Origin of the sequence: Mesorhizobium sp. M1A.F.Ca.ET.072.01.1.1 (assembly GCF_004023325.1) — a bacterium.
In the GTDB taxonomy this organism is placed as follows: domain Bacteria; phylum Pseudomonadota; class Alphaproteobacteria; order Rhizobiales; family Rhizobiaceae; genus Mesorhizobium.
Genome location: NZ_RZSF01000152.1, coordinates 1 through 15,581 on the forward strand (window position 1 = coordinate 1; position 15,581 = coordinate 15,581).

General features: G+C 63.7%; 17 protein-coding genes. 5 read left to right on the top strand and 12 right to left on the bottom strand.

Annotation, left to right across the window (positions count from 1 at the left end; translation table 11 throughout):
- Positions 1-171: 171 nt before the first annotated feature.
- Complete coding sequence (locus EOA32_RS20410) at positions 172-561, bottom strand: DUF6152 family protein (protein WP_128372695.1); 390 nt, start codon at positions 559-561, stop codon at positions 172-174.
- Positions 562-785: 224 nt separating this feature from the next.
- Here EOA32_RS20410 and EOA32_RS20415 point away from each other — a divergent pair, with 224 nt between their 5' ends.
- Entirely contained in the window at positions 786-1,106 is a 321-nt protein-coding gene (locus EOA32_RS20415; RefSeq protein WP_067326717.1) for a DUF1476 domain-containing protein, read from the top strand.
- Between the two features lie 28 nt (positions 1,107-1,134).
- Here the strand turns inward: EOA32_RS20415 and EOA32_RS20420 are convergent, their stop codons facing one another.
- From EOA32_RS20420 to EOA32_RS20445, 6 genes are all read right to left on the bottom strand, one after another.
- The gene (locus EOA32_RS20420) at positions 1,135-1,692 is read right to left on the bottom strand and encodes a DUF4142 domain-containing protein (protein WP_128372696.1); all 558 of its coding nucleotides are present in this window, start codon (positions 1,690-1,692) and stop codon (positions 1,135-1,137) included.
- Between the two features lie 213 nt (positions 1,693-1,905).
- Positions 1,906-2,730 carry a carbohydrate ABC transporter permease gene (locus tag EOA32_RS20425; RefSeq protein ID WP_128372697.1) on the bottom strand — a complete coding sequence of 275 codons (825 nt, stop codon included), beginning with the start codon at positions 2,728-2,730 and terminating at the stop codon, positions 1,906-1,908.
- Between the two features lies 1 nt (position 2,731).
- Entirely contained in the window at positions 2,732-3,646 is a 915-nt protein-coding gene (locus EOA32_RS20430; protein ID WP_164747466.1) for a sugar ABC transporter permease, read from the bottom strand.
- Positions 3,647-3,675: 29 nt separating this feature from the next.
- Complete coding sequence (locus EOA32_RS20435; protein ID WP_128372698.1) at positions 3,676-4,944, bottom strand: ABC transporter substrate-binding protein; 1,269 nt, start codon at positions 4,942-4,944, stop codon at positions 3,676-3,678.
- A gap of 401 nt (positions 4,945-5,345) precedes the next feature.
- Positions 5,346-5,843: an N-acetyltransferase gene (locus EOA32_RS20440; RefSeq protein WP_128372699.1), complete on the bottom strand. Its 498-nt coding sequence runs from the start codon at positions 5,841-5,843 to the stop codon at positions 5,346-5,348.
- Positions 5,844-5,887: 44 nt separating this feature from the next.
- Positions 5,888-6,862, bottom strand: coding sequence for a lytic transglycosylase domain-containing protein (locus EOA32_RS20445; protein ID WP_128372700.1), 975 nt, complete (start codon positions 6,860-6,862; stop codon positions 5,888-5,890).
- Between the two features lie 175 nt (positions 6,863-7,037).
- Between EOA32_RS20445 and EOA32_RS20450 the strand changes: the two genes are divergently transcribed.
- Entirely contained in the window at positions 7,038-7,607 is a 570-nt protein-coding gene (locus EOA32_RS20450) for a methylated-DNA--[protein]-cysteine S-methyltransferase (protein WP_095781325.1), read from the top strand.
- Between the two features lie 20 nt (positions 7,608-7,627).
- Here EOA32_RS20450 and EOA32_RS20455 read toward each other — a convergent pair whose 3' ends face one another.
- Positions 7,628-7,957, bottom strand: a complete 330-nt coding sequence (locus EOA32_RS20455) for a hypothetical protein (protein WP_128372701.1) — start codon at positions 7,955-7,957, stop codon at positions 7,628-7,630.
- A 273-nt stretch (positions 7,958-8,230) separates the two neighbouring features.
- Here EOA32_RS20455 and EOA32_RS20460 point away from each other — a divergent pair, with 273 nt between their 5' ends.
- Positions 8,231-8,443: a cold-shock protein gene (locus tag EOA32_RS20460; protein WP_066994534.1), complete on the top strand. Its 213-nt coding sequence runs from the start codon at positions 8,231-8,233 to the stop codon at positions 8,441-8,443.
- Positions 8,444-8,719: 276 nt separating this feature from the next.
- On the opposite strand, the gene EOA32_RS20465 is transcribed toward EOA32_RS20460, so the two are convergent.
- From EOA32_RS20465 to EOA32_RS20475, 3 genes are all read right to left on the bottom strand, one after another.
- A complete protein-coding gene (locus EOA32_RS20465; protein WP_095777344.1) occupies positions 8,720-9,334 on the bottom strand; it encodes a glutathione S-transferase family protein in 615 nt (204 codons plus the stop codon).
- An 86-nt stretch (positions 9,335-9,420) separates the two neighbouring features.
- Positions 9,421-10,296: an EAL domain-containing protein gene (locus EOA32_RS20470; RefSeq protein ID WP_128372702.1), complete on the bottom strand. Its 876-nt coding sequence runs from the start codon at positions 10,294-10,296 to the stop codon at positions 9,421-9,423.
- Complete coding sequence (locus EOA32_RS20475; RefSeq protein ID WP_128372703.1) at positions 10,293-11,192, bottom strand: EAL domain-containing protein; 900 nt, start codon at positions 11,190-11,192, stop codon at positions 10,293-10,295. The genes EOA32_RS20470 and EOA32_RS20475 overlap by 4 nt, the downstream gene beginning before the upstream one ends.
- Before the next feature lie 205 nt (positions 11,193-11,397).
- On the opposite strand from EOA32_RS20475, the gene EOA32_RS20480 reads away from it, so the two are divergent.
- The gene (locus EOA32_RS20480) at positions 11,398-12,600 is read left to right on the top strand and encodes a pyridoxal phosphate-dependent aminotransferase (RefSeq protein ID WP_128372704.1); all 1,203 of its coding nucleotides are present in this window, start codon (positions 11,398-11,400) and stop codon (positions 12,598-12,600) included.
- A gap of 59 nt (positions 12,601-12,659) precedes the next feature.
- Here the strand turns inward: EOA32_RS20480 and EOA32_RS20485 are convergent, their stop codons facing one another.
- Positions 12,660-13,055, bottom strand: coding sequence for a cupin domain-containing protein (locus tag EOA32_RS20485; RefSeq protein WP_128372705.1), 396 nt, complete (start codon positions 13,053-13,055; stop codon positions 12,660-12,662).
- Positions 13,056-13,328: 273 nt separating this feature from the next.
- Between EOA32_RS20485 and EOA32_RS20490 the strand changes: the two genes are divergently transcribed.
- Positions 13,329-15,380, top strand: coding sequence for an elongation factor G (locus tag EOA32_RS20490; RefSeq protein ID WP_067326663.1), 2,052 nt, complete (start codon positions 13,329-13,331; stop codon positions 15,378-15,380).
- The last annotated feature ends 201 nt before the right edge of the window (positions 15,381-15,581 follow it).

Here is a 15,581-nt window from a genome sequence, read left to right on the forward strand (position 1 = left end):
GGGCAGCGAGCGGAAGGCGCCAAGGACGCTTAAATCCATGAGGCCGACGCTGGTCAGCAACGCGCCGATCGCCATGATGTGCAGCGCGTTGACGATCGGATAGGCGACGAAGGAGGCTTTCAGCCCGCGCACCAAGGCAAGCTGCTCGATGCCGGCCAGAAACTCCGCCATCTAGGCCGGCGGCAGGCGGTCGGGATAGACGTCGTAGCTCTTGCCGCCAACGATGATTCGCACCGCCTTCATGCGCTTTTCCGCCTCCTCGCGCGAGCGATGGCCGATCGCGGTCACCGCGTCGCCGACCTTGGCGACCTTTTCGGTGAAGCCGGCGGCGATGGTGCGGGCCGGCGGCGCCATCTCCACCCGCCACACCTCGCCCTTCGCATCGACGTCCAGCGTCGCATGCGGATTGCCGATATAGATCGCCGCGATCTTGCCCTTGAGCTCGAAGAAGTCGTCCTGCGTCCACGACCAGCCGTGATGGGCATAGGCGGCAGTGCCTGCAGCAAACATCAACGCCGCCGTCAGCACGACGCCCTGCATATGGTTCAACGGTGACTGCATCGCCCGTCTCCTCCACTCCTCCTGCCAGGTCGAAAGTAGGCTACGGCCCGGCCAGGTCAAATCACATCGGAGCTTCGACCCGGCATGACACGAATTTCGGGTCCGCGGCGTCCACAGCACGATCAGGCCTTGCTACAGGCCTTCATGCTCCCCATTTTCGCTTCTCCTGGCCGCTCTTCTCATGCATCGAAGGCGGTCGAACTCACGTCTGAGCGAGGCAAACCATGAGCAGCATGAGGGACCGTCAGGAAGGCTTCGAAAAGAAATTCGCAATGGACGAGGAGACGAAGTTCAAGGCCGTGGCGCGCCGGAACAAGCTGCTCGGCCTGTGGGCCGCCGAAAAGCTCGGCAAATCCGGCGTGGATGCCGACGCCTATGCGAAAGAGGTGGTGCGCGCGGATTTCGAGGAAGCGGGCGACAATGACGTATTCCGCAAGGTCCGTGCCGACTTCGACGCAGCAGGCGTCGCCCAGTCGGATGCCCAGATTCGCCAGGCCATGGACGAGTTGCTGGCAACGGCGGTCGAGCAGATCAAGGCGAGCTGAGGATCCGCTGCGGGGGCAGAAACCACCCTCACTCGTGATACGCCACCGCCAGTTCCTTCACATGCTTCTCGTGCATTTTCAGCACCGGCAGAGTCTTCTTGGCGAATTCCTTCAGCGCCGGGTCGTCGCCGGAATTGGCATAGGTGCTGAACAGCGCGACCGCGTCCCTGTGCGCATCCATCAGCATCTTGATATACTTCCGGTCGAACTCTGTGCCGCTCGCCTGTTTGAGCTCGCCTAGCATCTGCTGTTCCTTAGGCCCCAGGGCGGGGCCGGCAGGCTTGATAGAAGCCGTCGTCTGGCCCTGGCTCATCGCCGCCTTGAAATCCTCCCCTGCCTTGGTGTGGTCCCTGACCATCTCGTTGGCAAAAGCCTTGACTTCGTCCGACTGCGACTTCTCCTCGGCCAGCCTGCTCGCCTGGATTTCGAACTCGTTGGCATTGGGAACGGTGGTGACGAAAGTCTGCGTGTCGACCTTGTTGTCTGCCGCCATTGGCGCGACATCGTTGCTGTCGCTCGACTGAGCAAGAGTGGCCGGCGCGCCGGCAAGGAGCGCCATGGCGGCCGCGGTCAGAAGCGTTTTCATCTGGATCTCCGATCAGCCCCTTGCACTTCCAACGCGAAATGGCGCTGCCGGTTGCGTTCAGGACCGTGAAGGAGACCGTGTCGGGATTCAGGTCAGGCCGTGCTGAAAACGGTTGAGCCCGAGAACCGGAGCGGAGCGCACTTGAACACGTGAACACCGGAAGCGCAGAACACCGCCATTTGCAGCCCGGCATCACCTGAACATCAGCAAGGCCTACCCCTTCACGCCGCCGGCGGTGAGGCCGGAAACGATCCTGCGTTGGAAGATCAGCACCAGCACCACCAGCGGCACCGTGACGATCACCGAAGCGGCCATGATGTTGCCCCAGGGGATCTCGAACTGCGAGTTGCCGGAAAGCAGCGCGATCGCCACCGGCACCGTGCGCTGCGCGTTGTTGGAGGTGAAGGTCAGCGCAAACAGGAACTCGTTCCATGCGCCGATGAAGGCGAGCAGCCCTGTCGTCGCCAATGCGGGCCACATCAGCGGCAGAAAGACGCGAGTGACGATGATCCATGGCGTCGCGCCGTCGAGGATCGCCGCTTCCTCGATTTCGACCGGCAGGTCGCGCACGAAGGCGGTGAGCACCCAGACGGTGAACGGCAGCGTGAAGATCATGTAGGAGAAGATCAGTGCTATGAGCGAATTGTAGAGGCCAAAGGCGCGGATGATCTCGAACAGGCCGGCCAGCACCGCGAGCTGCGGAAACATCGACACCGACAATATGGCAAGCATCAGCGCCGAACGGCCGCGAAACTGGACGCGTGCCAGCGCATAGGCGGAGGTCACGCCGAGCAGCAGCGAGATGAGCACGACGGCGCCCGAGACGACCAGCGAATTCAGGAGATTGCGCAGGAAGGGACCTTCGACCAGCACGTTCCTGTAGTTGGCGAGGCTTAACGCCTGCGGCCAAAGGCTCGCCTCGAACAACTCTGTGCCGGATTTCAGGCTGGTGACGACGGCGTAATAGAGCGGAAACACCGCGACGAAGACGATTGCCCCCACCAGCAGGAAGAAGCCCAGGCGCTTCAACATCGCCATCTCAGCGGCCTCCTTCCAGCTCTATCCGGCCAATGCGGATGTAGGAAATGGTGAGCAGCGCGACGATCAGGAAAAGCAGCGTCGAGGCGGCCGAGCCATAGGCGAACTTGTCGAACTCGAACAGGTTCTCGCGCACGAACACCGACATCGATTTGGTGTGCACATTGTTGGGCGTCAGCACGTAGATCAGGTCGAAGATGCGCAGCGCGTCGAGCGCGCGGAAGATCACCGCAACCATGACCGCCGGGCGGATGAGCGGCAAGGTCACCTTCCAGAAGATCTGCCACGGATTGGCGCCGTCGAGCCTCGCGACCTCGATAACATCGCGCGGCAGCATCTGCAGCGCGGCGAGGAAAAGCAGCGCCATGAACGGTGTCGTCTTCCAGATGTCGACGATCAGCACCGCGATCATCGCCGTGTCGGTGCTCGCGGTCCAGGCGATTTTGGCGTCGATCAGGCCAAGGTTGAGCAGCACCGCATTGATGATGCCGAACTGGTCGTTGAGCATCCACTGCCACATCTTGGCCGAGACGATGGTCGGGATCGCCCATGGAATGAGGATCGCCGCCCTGACGAAGCCGCGGCCTCTGAAGTCGGCGTTGAGAACGAGCGCCACGATCATGCCGAGGACCGTTTCGCAGCTCACCGACACCACGGCAAAGAGCAGCGTGTTCCACACGGCGCGCCACCAGACCGGATCGGCGAGCAGCCCGTCATAGAGCACGCGGCCGCTCGGCATGCTGAGCATCGAGAAATAATTGTCGAAGCCGACCCATTGGCGGGCGTCGAGATCGGCCAATGAGGCGTCGGTGAAGCTGTAGTAGAAGGTGCGCAGGAGCGGCCAGCCGGCGACGGCGGCAAGGACCAGAAGCATCGGCGCCAGAAACAGCCAGGCCGAGCGCACGCGTTGCCGCATCAGGCGCGAGCGGCTCACAGGCATCGCCCTCACCAGCCCTTGCCCTTCAGCCTGGTCAGCCTGGCTTCGAGATCGGCCAGATTGTCGGCGGCGCTGCCGTCGCCCGACATGGTGTTGTGGACGGCCGTCCAGAACTGGCTCGAGGCTTCGTTGTACTTGATCTTGGCGACCGCCGAAGGGCGCGGTGCCGCGTTGAGGAATATCTGCTTCCAGCGCGGGACGATCGGCTGTTCCCTGGCGATATCGGGATCGTCATAGAGCGCCTTGATGGTGGGCAGGTTGGACGTCCTCAGCGTTCGATACTTCTGCATCTCGGGCGAGGCGATGAACTTCACCAGATCGATCGCCGCGTCCTGGTGCTTGGAATATTTGGAAACCGCGAGGTTCCAGCCGCCGAGCGTTGCCGTCGGCCGGGCGCCCTCGCCGGTTCCTGCCGGCAGCGGCGCCACATCGAACTTGCCCTTGATCGGTGAGGTCTCGCTGTTGCCGAGCGCATAGGCATAGGGCCAGTTGCGCATGAAAACGGCATTGCCGGTCTGCCAGACGCCGCGCGATTCCTCTTCCTGGTAGGCGAGCACGCCCGGCGGCGCAATGGTGCCGATCCAGCCCTTGACCATGTCGAGCGCGGCCGCGGCTTGTCGATTGTTGATGGAGACCGTGCCGTTGGGCTCGATGACCTGGCCGCCGCCATTCGACATCACCCATTCGAGCGCATCGCAGGTCAGCCCCTCATAGGCGTTGCCCTGGAAGACGAAACCCCACAGGTCCTTGTTGCCGGCGGTGCGCTCCTTGTCCATGACGAGCTTGGCGGTGTCGGCCAGTTCCTGCCAGGTGGTCGGCACCTTGGCGCCATATTTGTCGAGCAGATCCTTGCGGTAATAGAGTGCCGGCGCGTCGGTGAAGATCGGCAGCGCCACCAGCTTTCCGTTCACGGTCTGCGACTGGATGATCGACGGGAAGTGCTCGGCCACGATATCCCTGGTCGCCGCGGTGAGATCGACGAGTTGGCTGGCAAGCTGCGGCGCCCAGATCACGTCGGTCTGGTAGACGTCGATGTCGCTGTTTCCCGCCGCGAGCCACAATCTGAACTGACCGAACTGGTCGGTGCCCGACGGCGGGATCACCACGACGTCGACCTTGTTGCCGCTCTGCTTCTGGTAGCGGTCGAGTATCTCGCGCAAGACCTTGATGCCGTTGCCCGTGTCGCCCGACACGATCGACAGCTCGACCCCGCGAGCCGGCGCCACCGCGAGCATCACGCCGACGGCAAGTGCAAGGAATGCGCGGTAAAATTTCATGCTGGTGGGCCTCGCCTCGGAACCGTCCACGCGGACCTTGCCGCGTCGGCTGATGATGACCCTCCGCCCGCATTGAATGCGGAGCGACGCTTCGGGGTTCCCGACATGGCCATCGGGGACGGGTCCGGGAGCGGACTGACCCCAGTCACTCAGTTTAGGGAGATCTCGCGATTGGCCGCAGGCCCAAAGCGGGCGGGCTCCGAAACCCGCCGCCCCGGAGCCCGCCTTGGAGTGGCTGACGCATGCCGGCACAGCCTCTCCGACGCCTTGCCAGCGTCGATCCGCCGATCGGCCGCCCTGCACCACGACGCATTAGCATGTCCTAACGTCAGCTTGTGTGAAGCGGTTCACAATGCGCCCTGCATTCGGTTGTGTCGCTGAAGGCAAATGCTGCGAAGCGCCTAGCCTTCCCAGGCCACCGGAACCATGCCCAGCCGCTCGTAAAGCCTGAAGGCTGCGGGGTTCTTCACCGTGTTGGTCTTGAGGTCGACATGGGCGGCACCTTTGTCGCGGAAAGTCAGGACCACGTGCCGCATCAGCGCCTCGCCGATGCCGTGCCTTCGCGAGTCCGGATGAACGGCGAGATCCTTGACGAAGCCCGACGCCCAGCAAAGCGCGGCGCCCGCCAGCAGCCCCTTGCCGTCGATGACCAGGAAACAGAGGTCCGGATCGAACTCGGTATCGCCAGAGATGCGCTGCCACCATTCGTCGAACGGACCTTCGGCGCCGTCGTCGAATGCCTCTTCCAGCAGTGCGTGCAGGGCCTGCGCATCCCTGTGCTCGAACGGGCGCATAACGAAGCCTTCCGGCCAATGCGGCGCGGTCAGCGCATCGTCGAGAAGCTTGCGAAGGCGGACATCGTTGGGGGCCGGCGGCCGGCGGCTGTCAGTGTCACGCATGCAACTGCCCCAAAGACCGATGGGACGCGCCTCGTTGCCGGCGCTCAGGCGCCCGGCTGCAGGCGGCGCCGGTCGACGCCGAGACCCGTTTGATCGAGCAGGCCCTTGCGCTTGGCGTCGTAATAATAGCCTGTCTGATAGAGCTGGTCGGCCCGCTTGGCATTGCCGCCCGAGACCAGCCAGGCGCCGCGCAGGTATTTGACAGCGTATTTGAGATTGGTCTCGGCGTCGAACAGGCCGGCTGCCGGCCCGTCATAGCCCATGCCGCGTGCCGTCGCGTGCTTGATCTGCATCAGTCCCCAATGACCGTGATTATAGGCCTTCGGATTGAAGGTGCTCTCGCGGTTGACGACATGGCGCACCAGATCGACCGGCACTTCGTAGATCGCCGAATATTTCTCGATCAGCCGCTCGATCTCGGCGCGCGGACCCGTGGCATGCTGTTCGGGGCCCGGTTGGGCAAGCAGCGCCGGGTTCTGCGGCACCACATAGGCGACCTGCTGCACGCCCGGCATAGGAGCCACCTTCGCTGATGGGCCGGTGACCGGCATGGCAACAGCGGCAGTCCGGTAGACGGCGGCCTGCTTGAGCGCACCGGGGCCGGTCGGCGATGCGCCGGTCATCAGCACCGGCGGCGGCGGAAACTGCCCGGCCACGGGTGTCGAGCCGGCGAACGCGGCAGGCTGCGCCGGCGGCGGGAGGGCGGCGCCGGGCTGCGCGGGCGGCGGCAACGGCGCGCCAGCCATTGTCGCCCCAGGCGCCGTCGCCCCAGGTGCCGTCGCCAGGGCCACGGCATCGCCGGTCAGCGCCGCTGTTTGCACCTGAGCGAGGCCGGAAGGCTCCGGCAGCACAGCAACGGTTTCGGGCAGCGCGATGGTCGGTGTGTCGTCCTCGGCGGCCGGCGTCGATGCCGCCGCAAGCGCCGGCGAGGGTTTCATCTGTGAGGTCGAGGTACAGCCGCTGAGGCCGGCAGCGGCAACGAGCACGCCGATCGCGGTGAGGATGATTTTCGCTGCCAAGCCCTGCAGGTCCGATTGTCGGTTGTTGAAAAGTCCTTACACCAGCGATTCCAACCGGGCAATCAGGGCCAGTGTGCAGCTTTCGGGTGGCGAGACTCGAAGCAAACTGCGATATTGTTCCCCATCTGTACTGGAGATGTACCCGTTTTTCGCAGTTTGCGGAAAGGAGCGCACCATGGAAAACGCATTGCCGATCACGGCCGGCCACGCAGTGTTAGAAACAGTGATCGGCTTCATGGGCGTCGCCTGGAGCGAAAAGGGCCTGATCCGGCTCTGCCTGCCCGAGCGTAGCCGCGAAGCGGTCGAGCGCCGCCTGTTTCGCCATGCCGGAGTCTCCACCTCCACCGAACAGCCGCAATGGGTGGTCGAACTGATCGCCTCGATCAAGGCCTATGCGGCCGGGGACGATGTCGATTTCTCCGGCGTGCCGGTCGATCTCGACGGCGTCGACGATTTCCGCCTCGCCATCTATGACGCTGCGCGCAAGCTCGGCTTCGGCGAGACCACCACCTATGGCGAATTGGCCAAGCGGGCCGGCCATGCCGGGCTTGCCCGCGAAACCGGTGCAGCCCTCGGCGCCAATCCGGTGCCGCTGGTCATTCCCTGCCACCGCATCCTTGCCGCCGGCGGCAAGATCGGCGGCTTCTCGGCTACCGGCGGCTCCGCCACCAAGGAGAAGATGCTGGCCATGGAAGGCGTGCGGGTCGGCCCGCCGCCCGCCGCTCAGGCATCATTCGCGTTCTGACACAGCTTGCCGAAAGGACTCTAATGGCGTGGGAAGATCCGCCGTCGGAAATGCCGGTCGAAGTCCGGCCGTTTGCAGATATAGACGGGGCAGGATTTAGTATCGGCGCTCGGCACATAGGCCCGCGCTCTCACCTCGCCCATGTTGCAGAAGCGCTCGTCCCGCACATAGCGGTCATAAAGCGGCAGTCCCGGCACGCGCGTCGACTGATAGCGCAGGATGACCGCGCCATGCCTGGCGATCGTCGCCCGCACGCGGCCGCAGCTCATGCGCGTCGGGTCGTAGCGCGAGACGGCCTGCGCCTCGGCGGCCACCACCATCAGGCAGGCGGCAAGCAGAATTGTCCTCATGATCTTCTCCCGCAACAGCAAGCGTATCTTCCCTCCACAACGCATCCCCGGCTGCAAACCTTCCAAGCGCAGTGGGCTCCGTTGGACGCTATCGCGGCACATGCCGGTAACGCCATCTTGTTTTCGTTCGCGAACCATACTATATCCGGCGCATTGAATTTGGCCGATCGATCGGGCCGCGATCTTCGCGTTTGCTGACGTCTATCTCCAAAATTTCGATACCACCGGCCGGGCTTTGGTCCGGTCAAACGAAGCAAATGTGAAGGACTCTACATGGCAACTGGTACGGTTAAGTGGTTCAACGCCACCAAGGGCTATGGCTTCATCCAGCCCGACAATGGCGGCGCGGACGTTTTCGTCCACATCTCCGCCGTCGAGCGCGCTGGCATGACCACCCTCGTTGAAGGCCAGAAGATCAGCTTCGAGATCGAGCAGGACCGCCGCACCGGCAAGTCCGCTGCTGGGTCTCTGAGCAAGGCAGCCTGATTTGGCGCTGGCATTTTGCAGCCGGGCGTGATCGCCTGGCATTGCACAATGCGCCTAGTTAGCGACGCGCACCGGGCGAGAGCCTGGAGCGGGCGGCAAGTCACGGATGTACTGACGGTCGTGCGATAAGCGCGCCGGAGCGAAAGGACCCGACAAGCTGGAACAGCAGATAGCTGCCGGCCCGGCCCAACGCTCCCGATCAGGCTACCGGCATAGGAAGGCGGGCATTGTCCCGCCTTTTTTGTTGCTTAGATTTGGAAACGGCGTGGGGAAGAACTAGATTGGCCCAACCCACTCGATCGGCACGTGCCTCTTGTCCGTCTCGACCCGCTTCAGCCACTCCACCACGGCCGGATAGGCGTCGAGCTGGAAACCGCCCATCTCGGCGGTGTGAGTGTAGGCATAGAGCGCAATGTCGGCGACGCTGTAGATGCCGCCGGCGAAAAAGGCGTTCTGCTCCAGATGTTTGTTCATCACGCCGAGCGCCTTGTTGCCGCGCTCCAAGGTCAGCGCCAACCGTTCCGGCGTCGCATCCTTAGCCCTCTCGGGAAATGTGAGCAGCGCCTTGCGTACCGCGATATAGGGCTCGTGGCTGTACTGCTCGAAGAACAGCCACTGATAGGCCAGCGCCCGCTCATATCTGTCGGCCGGCAGGAAGCGCGTGCCTTCGGCGAGATAGAGCAGAATGGCGTTGGATTCAGCGATGCGTCGGCCGTCGTCGAGCTCGAGCAGCGGCACCATCGCGTTGGGGTTCTTGGCGACATAGTCGGCCTTGCGCGTCTCGCCGGTGTGCGAGCTCACTTCGATGCGGGTGAAGGGAATGCCGAGCTTTGCCATCAACAGACGCGGCTTGTAGCAATTGCCGCTGTCGATCATGTCATAAAGGATCATGGCCCTCTCCGCGCGCGACGAACGATCGGCAGCCTCTAACTCGCCTGTGCGGAGTTCATCCAGTGATTTGTTTTTGAGTGAAAGCATCAGCGGCGCTGATGCAAAGGCACTACCTTGTTGTCCATGCCGAGCAGCGCATCGATCGCCAGCGGCTCTTCGTTGAAGATGGTGCCGGCGAGCGCCGGGCGGGCGAGGTGATATCCTTGCAGGAGGTCGACGCCGCCATCGAGCGCGACGCGCAGATGCGTGGCATGCTCGATGCCCTCGACCAGCACCTTGGCGCCGCGGTCGTGCAGCGTCGAAACCAGCGGCCGGAAGAACCGCTCGGCGGCGGCATGGCGGCAGAACTCGGCGAACCAGCCGCCGTCGATTTTGACGATGTCGGGCGACAGCAGGCTGATGCGCGCTTCGGTCGAATGTCCGGTGCCGAAATCGTCGATGGCGATGCGGACACCGTCACGCCTCATCTCGCGCACGAGGCGGGCGAGCACATGCTCGTCGGCTGCCTGCTCGGTGATCTCGCAGACCAGCATGGCCGGCTCGAGGCCGAAATCGCCGAGATGCCTGGCCATCAGCCGGATCTCGGCGAGCGCCCGTCCGAGATGATCGTTGATCATCGGATTGTAGTTGAAGAACAGGGTAAGGCCATCGACGCCGATGTTGCGGTAGTTGCCGAGATGCAGCATCCGGCACATCGTCTCGACGAACAGACGGTCCTTTGCTGCAACGCTGTCGAAGAAAACTTGCGGCGCAACGGGCGTCGCGACGCGGCGCGGCTCGATCAGCGCCTCGACGGCGACGGGTTGCAGCGATCTGCCACGCGGCGCGAAGATCGGCTGGTAGGCGCTCCACAGCCGGAACTCGCCATAGACGCCGAATTGAAGGCCGATCTCGTCTTCGAAGATCGCTTCGGCGACAATTCGCCGCCTTTCGGGGCGCTGCCTGTCGGGCCGCCCGATCATGGCGTCACCTTGCGCCCAAACGCCTTGGTTGGGCGAGCTGACGCCACCGGAGCGGGACTGGCGGCCGCTGTCGTTTTGCCCTCCCCGGCCGCGGGCGCCTGCACACTCTTGCCGAAGACGCGAAGACTGGTCGAGGCCAGCTCCGGCCGGGCAAGCACATAGCCTTGCACCATTGACGCCCCGGATTTCTCGGCGAGCTCGAGCTGCCAGCCTTCCTCGATGCCTTCGAAAACCGTGCGGATGCCCTGATTTTCGAAGCTCGTCACCATCGTCGTCAGCAGCGCGAATCCGGCTCCGGACTCCATCAGCTGCGTGATCCATTTGGCGTCGAATTTGACGATGTCCGGCCGCAATTCCTTGATGCGGTTGATGTCGGATTCGTCGGCGCCGTAATCGTCGACGGCGATGCGGAACCCGTTGGCGCGCAGCGCCTCGACGAAGCTGTAGAGCGTTTCCTGCGAAGCCGATTTCTGCTCGGTGACCTCGCACACGATACGGCGCGGGTCGATGCCGGCCTCGTGCAGCACCAGCCGCATGTCGCGCAGCGCCTTGTCGACGATGGCGCGGTCGGTGAACACCGACGGATCGAAATTGACGAAGATCGACGCCTCTTGCGGCAGACAGCCGCCGGCGTTGAGCAGATGCAGCGTCCTGGTCAGCGCCTCGATATGCAGCCGGTCGCCTGCGGGGCAAGTGCCGAAGAAGCTCATCGGCGATTGCGGCTCACCGTCGCGGAACGGGCGGATAAGCCCCTCGAAGGCAATGGGCGAAAGCTTGCCTCCATCGAAGGCGAAGATTGGCTGGAAGGCGCTCTGCAGCGTGTAGATTCCCCAGACACCGCTTGAGGTGCCGTCATCATGACGGATGATATGGGCAAGCCCGATGCTGCGCGACAAAGGTCCCTCGCTCCGCAGAGTAAGCGCAATTCGATCTGCCATCCTGCCAGCCAAGGGTTTACCGCTCGTTGATGAATTTATAGTTGCCGCTCACGCCACCTTGACCTCTGGATCACCCGACAATGCTTGCGCTTGGCCCGATGATGCGACATGAGAGGCGCCGCGGCCGCTCCTGGCCGCGTCCTTCTCTTGGAGACGCTCTGTCATGGCCTTTCTTGCCGACGCCCTTTCCCGCGTGAAGCCTTCCGCGACCATTGCGGTGACGCAGAAAGCGCGTGAGCTGAAAAATGCCGGCCGTGACGTCATCGGCCTCGGCGCCGGCGAGCCGGACTTCGACACGCCCGATAACATCAAGAACGCGGCGATCGAGGCGATCCGCCGTGGCGAGACCAAGTACCCGCCGGTCTCCGGCATCGCGCCGCTGCGCGAGGCGATCGCCAAAAAATTCAAGCGCGAGAACAATCTCGACTACCGACCGGAGCAGACCATCGTCGGCACCGGCGGCAAGCAGATCCTGTTCAACGCCTTCATGGCGACGCTGAACCCCGGCGAAGAGGTCATCATCCCGCGCCCCTATTGGGTGAGCTACCCGGAGATGGTGGCGATCTGCGGCGGCACGTCCGTCTTTGCCGACACCTCGATCGACAACGGCTTCAAGCTGACGGCTGAGGTGCTGGAAAGGGCGATCACGCCGAAGACGAAATGGCTGCTGATGAACTCGCCGTCCAACCCATCGGGCGCCGCTTACACCGAGCGTGAACTCAGGGCCCTGGCCGACGTGCTGCTCAAGCACCCGCATGTCTGGACGCTGACCGACGACATGTATGAGCACCTGACCTATGGCGACTTCGTCTTCAAGACCATCGCCGAGGTCGAACCGAGCCTCTACGAGCGCACGCTGACCATGAACGGCGTGTCGAAGGCCTATGCCATGACCGGCTGGCGTATCGGCTACGCCGCTGGCCCGGTGCCGCTGATCAAGGCAATGGACATGATCCAGGGCCAGCAGACTTCCGGCGCCTGCACCATCGCGCAATGGGCGTCCGTCGAGGCGCTCAACGGCCCGCAGGACTTCATCGCCAAGAACAAGGCGATTTTCCAGGGCCGGCGCGACCTCGTCGTGTCGATGCTCAACCAGGCGCGCGGCATCTCTTGCCCATCGCCGGAAGGCGCCTTCTACGTCTATCCGTCCTGCGCTGAGCTGATCGGCAGGAAGACGAAGGCCGGCAAGGTCATCGACAATGACGAAGCCTTCTGCTCGGAGCTGCTCGACGCCGAAGGCGTTGCCGTTGTGTTCGGATCGGCCTTCGGCCTCGGCCCGAACTTCCGCATCTCCTACGCAACATCGGAGGCGCTGCTGGAGGAAGCCTGCACCCGCATCCAGCGCTTCACTGCGTCGCTGACCTGATCGGCAACGCCGCCATCCACAAAAACCCGGCTTCGCGCCGGGTTTTTGTTGGACGGCAATCAGCCGCCATACTGTTCGTCGGAGACAGCCTCGAGCCACTCGGCATGGACGCCGTCCAGCGCTTCCTGCATGGCGACATGCGTCATCGTGGTCTTCGGCCCGGCGCCGTGCCAGTGCTTTTCGCCCGGCGCGAAGGAGATGACGTCGCCGACCCTGATCACCTCGATCGGCCCGCCCCACGTTTGCGCAAGCCCGGCGCCGGCCGTGACGTAGAGCGTCTGGCCGAGCGGGTGCGTGTGCCAATGCGTGCGGGCGCCCGGTTCGAAACTGACCAGGGTTGCCCTCAGCCGCGCCGGCGCCTCCTTCTCGATGATCGGCGTCTGCAGCACCTTGCCGGTGAAATACTTTTCTGGCGCGATGATCGTCGGCACGCTGCCGCACGCAATGATCTTCATCGTAGAAACTCTCAAATCGTTAGGGACCGTCCGCCGCAGCGGGAGGTCAGTTTCTTGCTATATGGCGACCGACGCAATCGCCTTTGAGCGCTTGAGCCACCGGGCTGTTCGAAACCGAGCACAAAACCAAAGCCGGCGCATTTCCTATTTTCCTTGCCCTCTCCGCTAACCCGTGTGACGATGGCCTTGGCAGGTGGTGAGCAACAACCCCGCCCGCGACGGCTGAACAGGCCGGCCGCCGCTCCCAGGGAAACGCCTGAGTGGAGGTCAGCCATGGGTAATCGCGCCGGAGGACGACGCACGGGACCGAAATGCATCGCCATAGTCGGTCCCTTCGCAAGCGGTAAGACGACACTTCTCGAAGCTATCCTCGCCCGCACGGGCGCCATTCCCCGCCAGAATCCCGTCTCATCGGGCAACACGGTTTCCGATCATTCGCCAGAAGCCCGCGCCCACGCCATGAGCGTCGAGGCGACCTTTGCCACGACGGAATTCATGGGCGAGCAGTTCACCTTCGTCGATTGCCCCGGTTCCATCGAGTTCGCCTTCGAGGCGGAGCCGGTGCTTGCCGCCTGCGATGTCGCCGTGGTCGTGGCCGAAGCGGACGAAAAGAAGATACCCGCGCTTCAGCTCATCATGCGCAAGCTCGACGATCTCGGCGTGCCGCGCATCCTGTTCCTCAACAAGGTGGACAAGGCGGTCGCCGGCGTGCGCGAGACGCTAAAGATGCTGCAGCCGGCCAGCTCGGCGCCGCTGCTGCTGCGCCAGATTCCGTTGCGCAAGGATGGTGTCGTCATCGGCTCGATCGATCTGGCCTTGGAGCGCGCCTATGTCTACCGCGAATATGCCGAAAGCCAGGTCGCCGAGATTCCGGACGACGACAAGGCGCGCGAGCTCGAGGCACGGTTCTCGATGCTGGAGACGCTGGCCGACCATGACGACCAGTTGATGGAGCAGTTGCTGGAGGAGATCGAGCCGCCGAAGGACGCGATCTTCGATGACCTTGCCGCCGACCTGCGCGCCGGCTCGGTGACGCCGGTGCTGATCGGTACCGCCGAGAAGGGCAACGGTGTGCTGCGCCTGTTGAAAGCTATCCGCCACGACGCGCCTGACGTCGAGGCGACGCGCAAGCGCCTTGGCGCGCCCGATGGCAGCCAGACGGTCGTGCAGGTGATGAAGACCATCCACACCGCGCATGGCGGCAAACTGTCTATTTCGCGTGTGCTTTCCGGCCAGGTGGCCGACGCAGCCGAACTCTTCCTCTCTAGCGGCGACACGACGAAAGTCTCCGGCATCTACAAGATGCTTGGCAAAGACCAGTTGAAGCTGCCGTCGGCCAAGGCTGGCGATACCGTCGCGCTCGGCAAGCTCGACAATGTCAGGACCGGCCAAACGCTGAGTTCGGCCAAAGGCGGCATCAAGCCGCTGATCGCCCTGGAGCCCCCGCAACCGGTGTTCGCATTCGCTTTGCGTCCCAAGGAGCGCAAGGACGAGGTCAAGATGTCGGCAGCGATCCAGAGGCTAGCCGAGGAAGACCCCTCGCTCAGCCTGCACCACAACCAGGACTCCGCGGAGACCGTATTGTCGGGCCATGGCGAGATGCACCTGCGCGTCGTGCGCGAGCGGCTTGAAGGCAAGAACCAGATCCCGATCGATGGCCATTCGCCGGCCGTTCCCTATCGCGAGACGATCCGCAAATCCGCGCAGCAGCGCGGCCGCCACAAGAAACAGTCGGGCGGCCACGGCCAGTTCGGCGACGTGGTGATCGAGATCAAGCCGCTGCCGCGCGGCACGGGTTTCCAGTTCACCGACACCATCACCGGCGGCGTCGTGCCAAAAACCTACATCCAGTCGGTGGAGACCGGCATCCGCGACTATCTGAAATCCGGTCCGCTCGGCTTCCCGGTGGTCGATGTCGCCGTCAACCTTTCGGACGGCTCCTATCATGCAGTCGACTCGTCCGACATGGCCTTCCAGATGGCGGCCAAGCTGGCGATGAAGGAAGGCATGGCGGCCTGTTCGCCGGTTCTGCTGGAACCGATCATGAAGGTCGAGATCGTCACGCCTTCAGATGCGACTTCGAGGATTATCGCTTTGATCCCGCAGCGGCGCGGCCAGATCCTTGGCTATGACGCGCGGCCCGGCTGGCCGGGCTGGGACGTGGTCGAAGCGACCATGCCCCAGGCCGAGATCGGCGACCTGATCATCGAGCTGCGCTCGGCGACGGCAGGCGTCGCCAGCTACAAGGCCGTCTTCGACCATATGGCCGAGCTGACCGGGCGCCTCGCCGACGAGGCGATGAACGCCAACGGCAAGGCCGCCTGATCGGATCTTGTTGAAGACGCGAAAACGGCGCCCGGATCGTCCGGGCGCCGTTCTTATTGCGGACTGTCTTCCTTGGGAGGCAACGGCAGGTCCGCCGCATCAGGAAATGGATCGGACGCGGTAGCTGCCTGAGCCCGGCCTGTCCGAGTGATGCCCCCATCTCCCGGACCGACCAACCGCGTCCTATGATCTACCTAATCG

Bases quoted from the DNA above. Each gene is read 5' to 3' on its own strand.
- EOA32_RS20410 (WP_128372695.1), bottom strand. From the start codon at position 561: ATGCAGTCACCGTTGAACCATATGCAGGGCGTCGTGCTGACGGCGGCG.
- EOA32_RS20455 (WP_128372701.1), bottom strand. From the start codon at position 7,957: ATGAGGACAATTCTGCTTGCCGCCTGCCTGATGGTGGTGGCCGCCGAG.
- EOA32_RS20420 (WP_128372696.1), bottom strand. From the start codon at position 1,692: ATGAAAACGCTTCTGACCGCGGCCGCCATGGCGCTCCTTGCCGGCGCG.
- EOA32_RS20435 (WP_128372698.1), bottom strand. From the start codon at position 4,944: ATGAAATTTTACCGCGCATTCCTTGCACTTGCCGTCGGCGTGATGCTC.
- EOA32_RS20450 (WP_095781325.1), top strand. From the start codon at position 7,038: ATGGAAAACGCATTGCCGATCACGGCCGGCCACGCAGTGTTAGAAACA.
- EOA32_RS20440 (WP_128372699.1), bottom strand. From the start codon at position 5,843: ATGCGTGACACTGACAGCCGCCGGCCGCCGGCCCCCAACGATGTCCGC.
- EOA32_RS20425 (WP_128372697.1), bottom strand. From the start codon at position 2,730: ATGGCGATGTTGAAGCGCCTGGGCTTCTTCCTGCTGGTGGGGGCAATC.
- EOA32_RS20460 (WP_066994534.1), top strand. From the start codon at position 8,231: ATGGCAACTGGTACGGTTAAGTGGTTCAACGCCACCAAGGGCTATGGC.
- EOA32_RS20490 (WP_067326663.1), top strand. From the start codon at position 13,329: ATGGGTAATCGCGCCGGAGGACGACGCACGGGACCGAAATGCATCGCC.
- EOA32_RS20470 (WP_128372702.1), bottom strand. From the start codon at position 10,296: ATGATCGGGCGGCCCGACAGGCAGCGCCCCGAAAGGCGGCGAATTGTC.
- EOA32_RS20430 (WP_164747466.1), bottom strand. From the start codon at position 3,646: ATGCGGCAACGCGTGCGCTCGGCCTGGCTGTTTCTGGCGCCGATGCTT.
- EOA32_RS20465 (WP_095777344.1), bottom strand. From the start codon at position 9,334: ATGATCCTTTATGACATGATCGACAGCGGCAATTGCTACAAGCCGCGT.
- EOA32_RS20415 (WP_067326717.1), top strand. From the start codon at position 786: ATGAGCAGCATGAGGGACCGTCAGGAAGGCTTCGAAAAGAAATTCGCA.
- EOA32_RS20485 (WP_128372705.1), bottom strand. From the start codon at position 13,055: ATGAAGATCATTGCGTGCGGCAGCGTGCCGACGATCATCGCGCCAGAA.
- EOA32_RS20480 (WP_128372704.1), top strand. From the start codon at position 11,398: ATGGCCTTTCTTGCCGACGCCCTTTCCCGCGTGAAGCCTTCCGCGACC.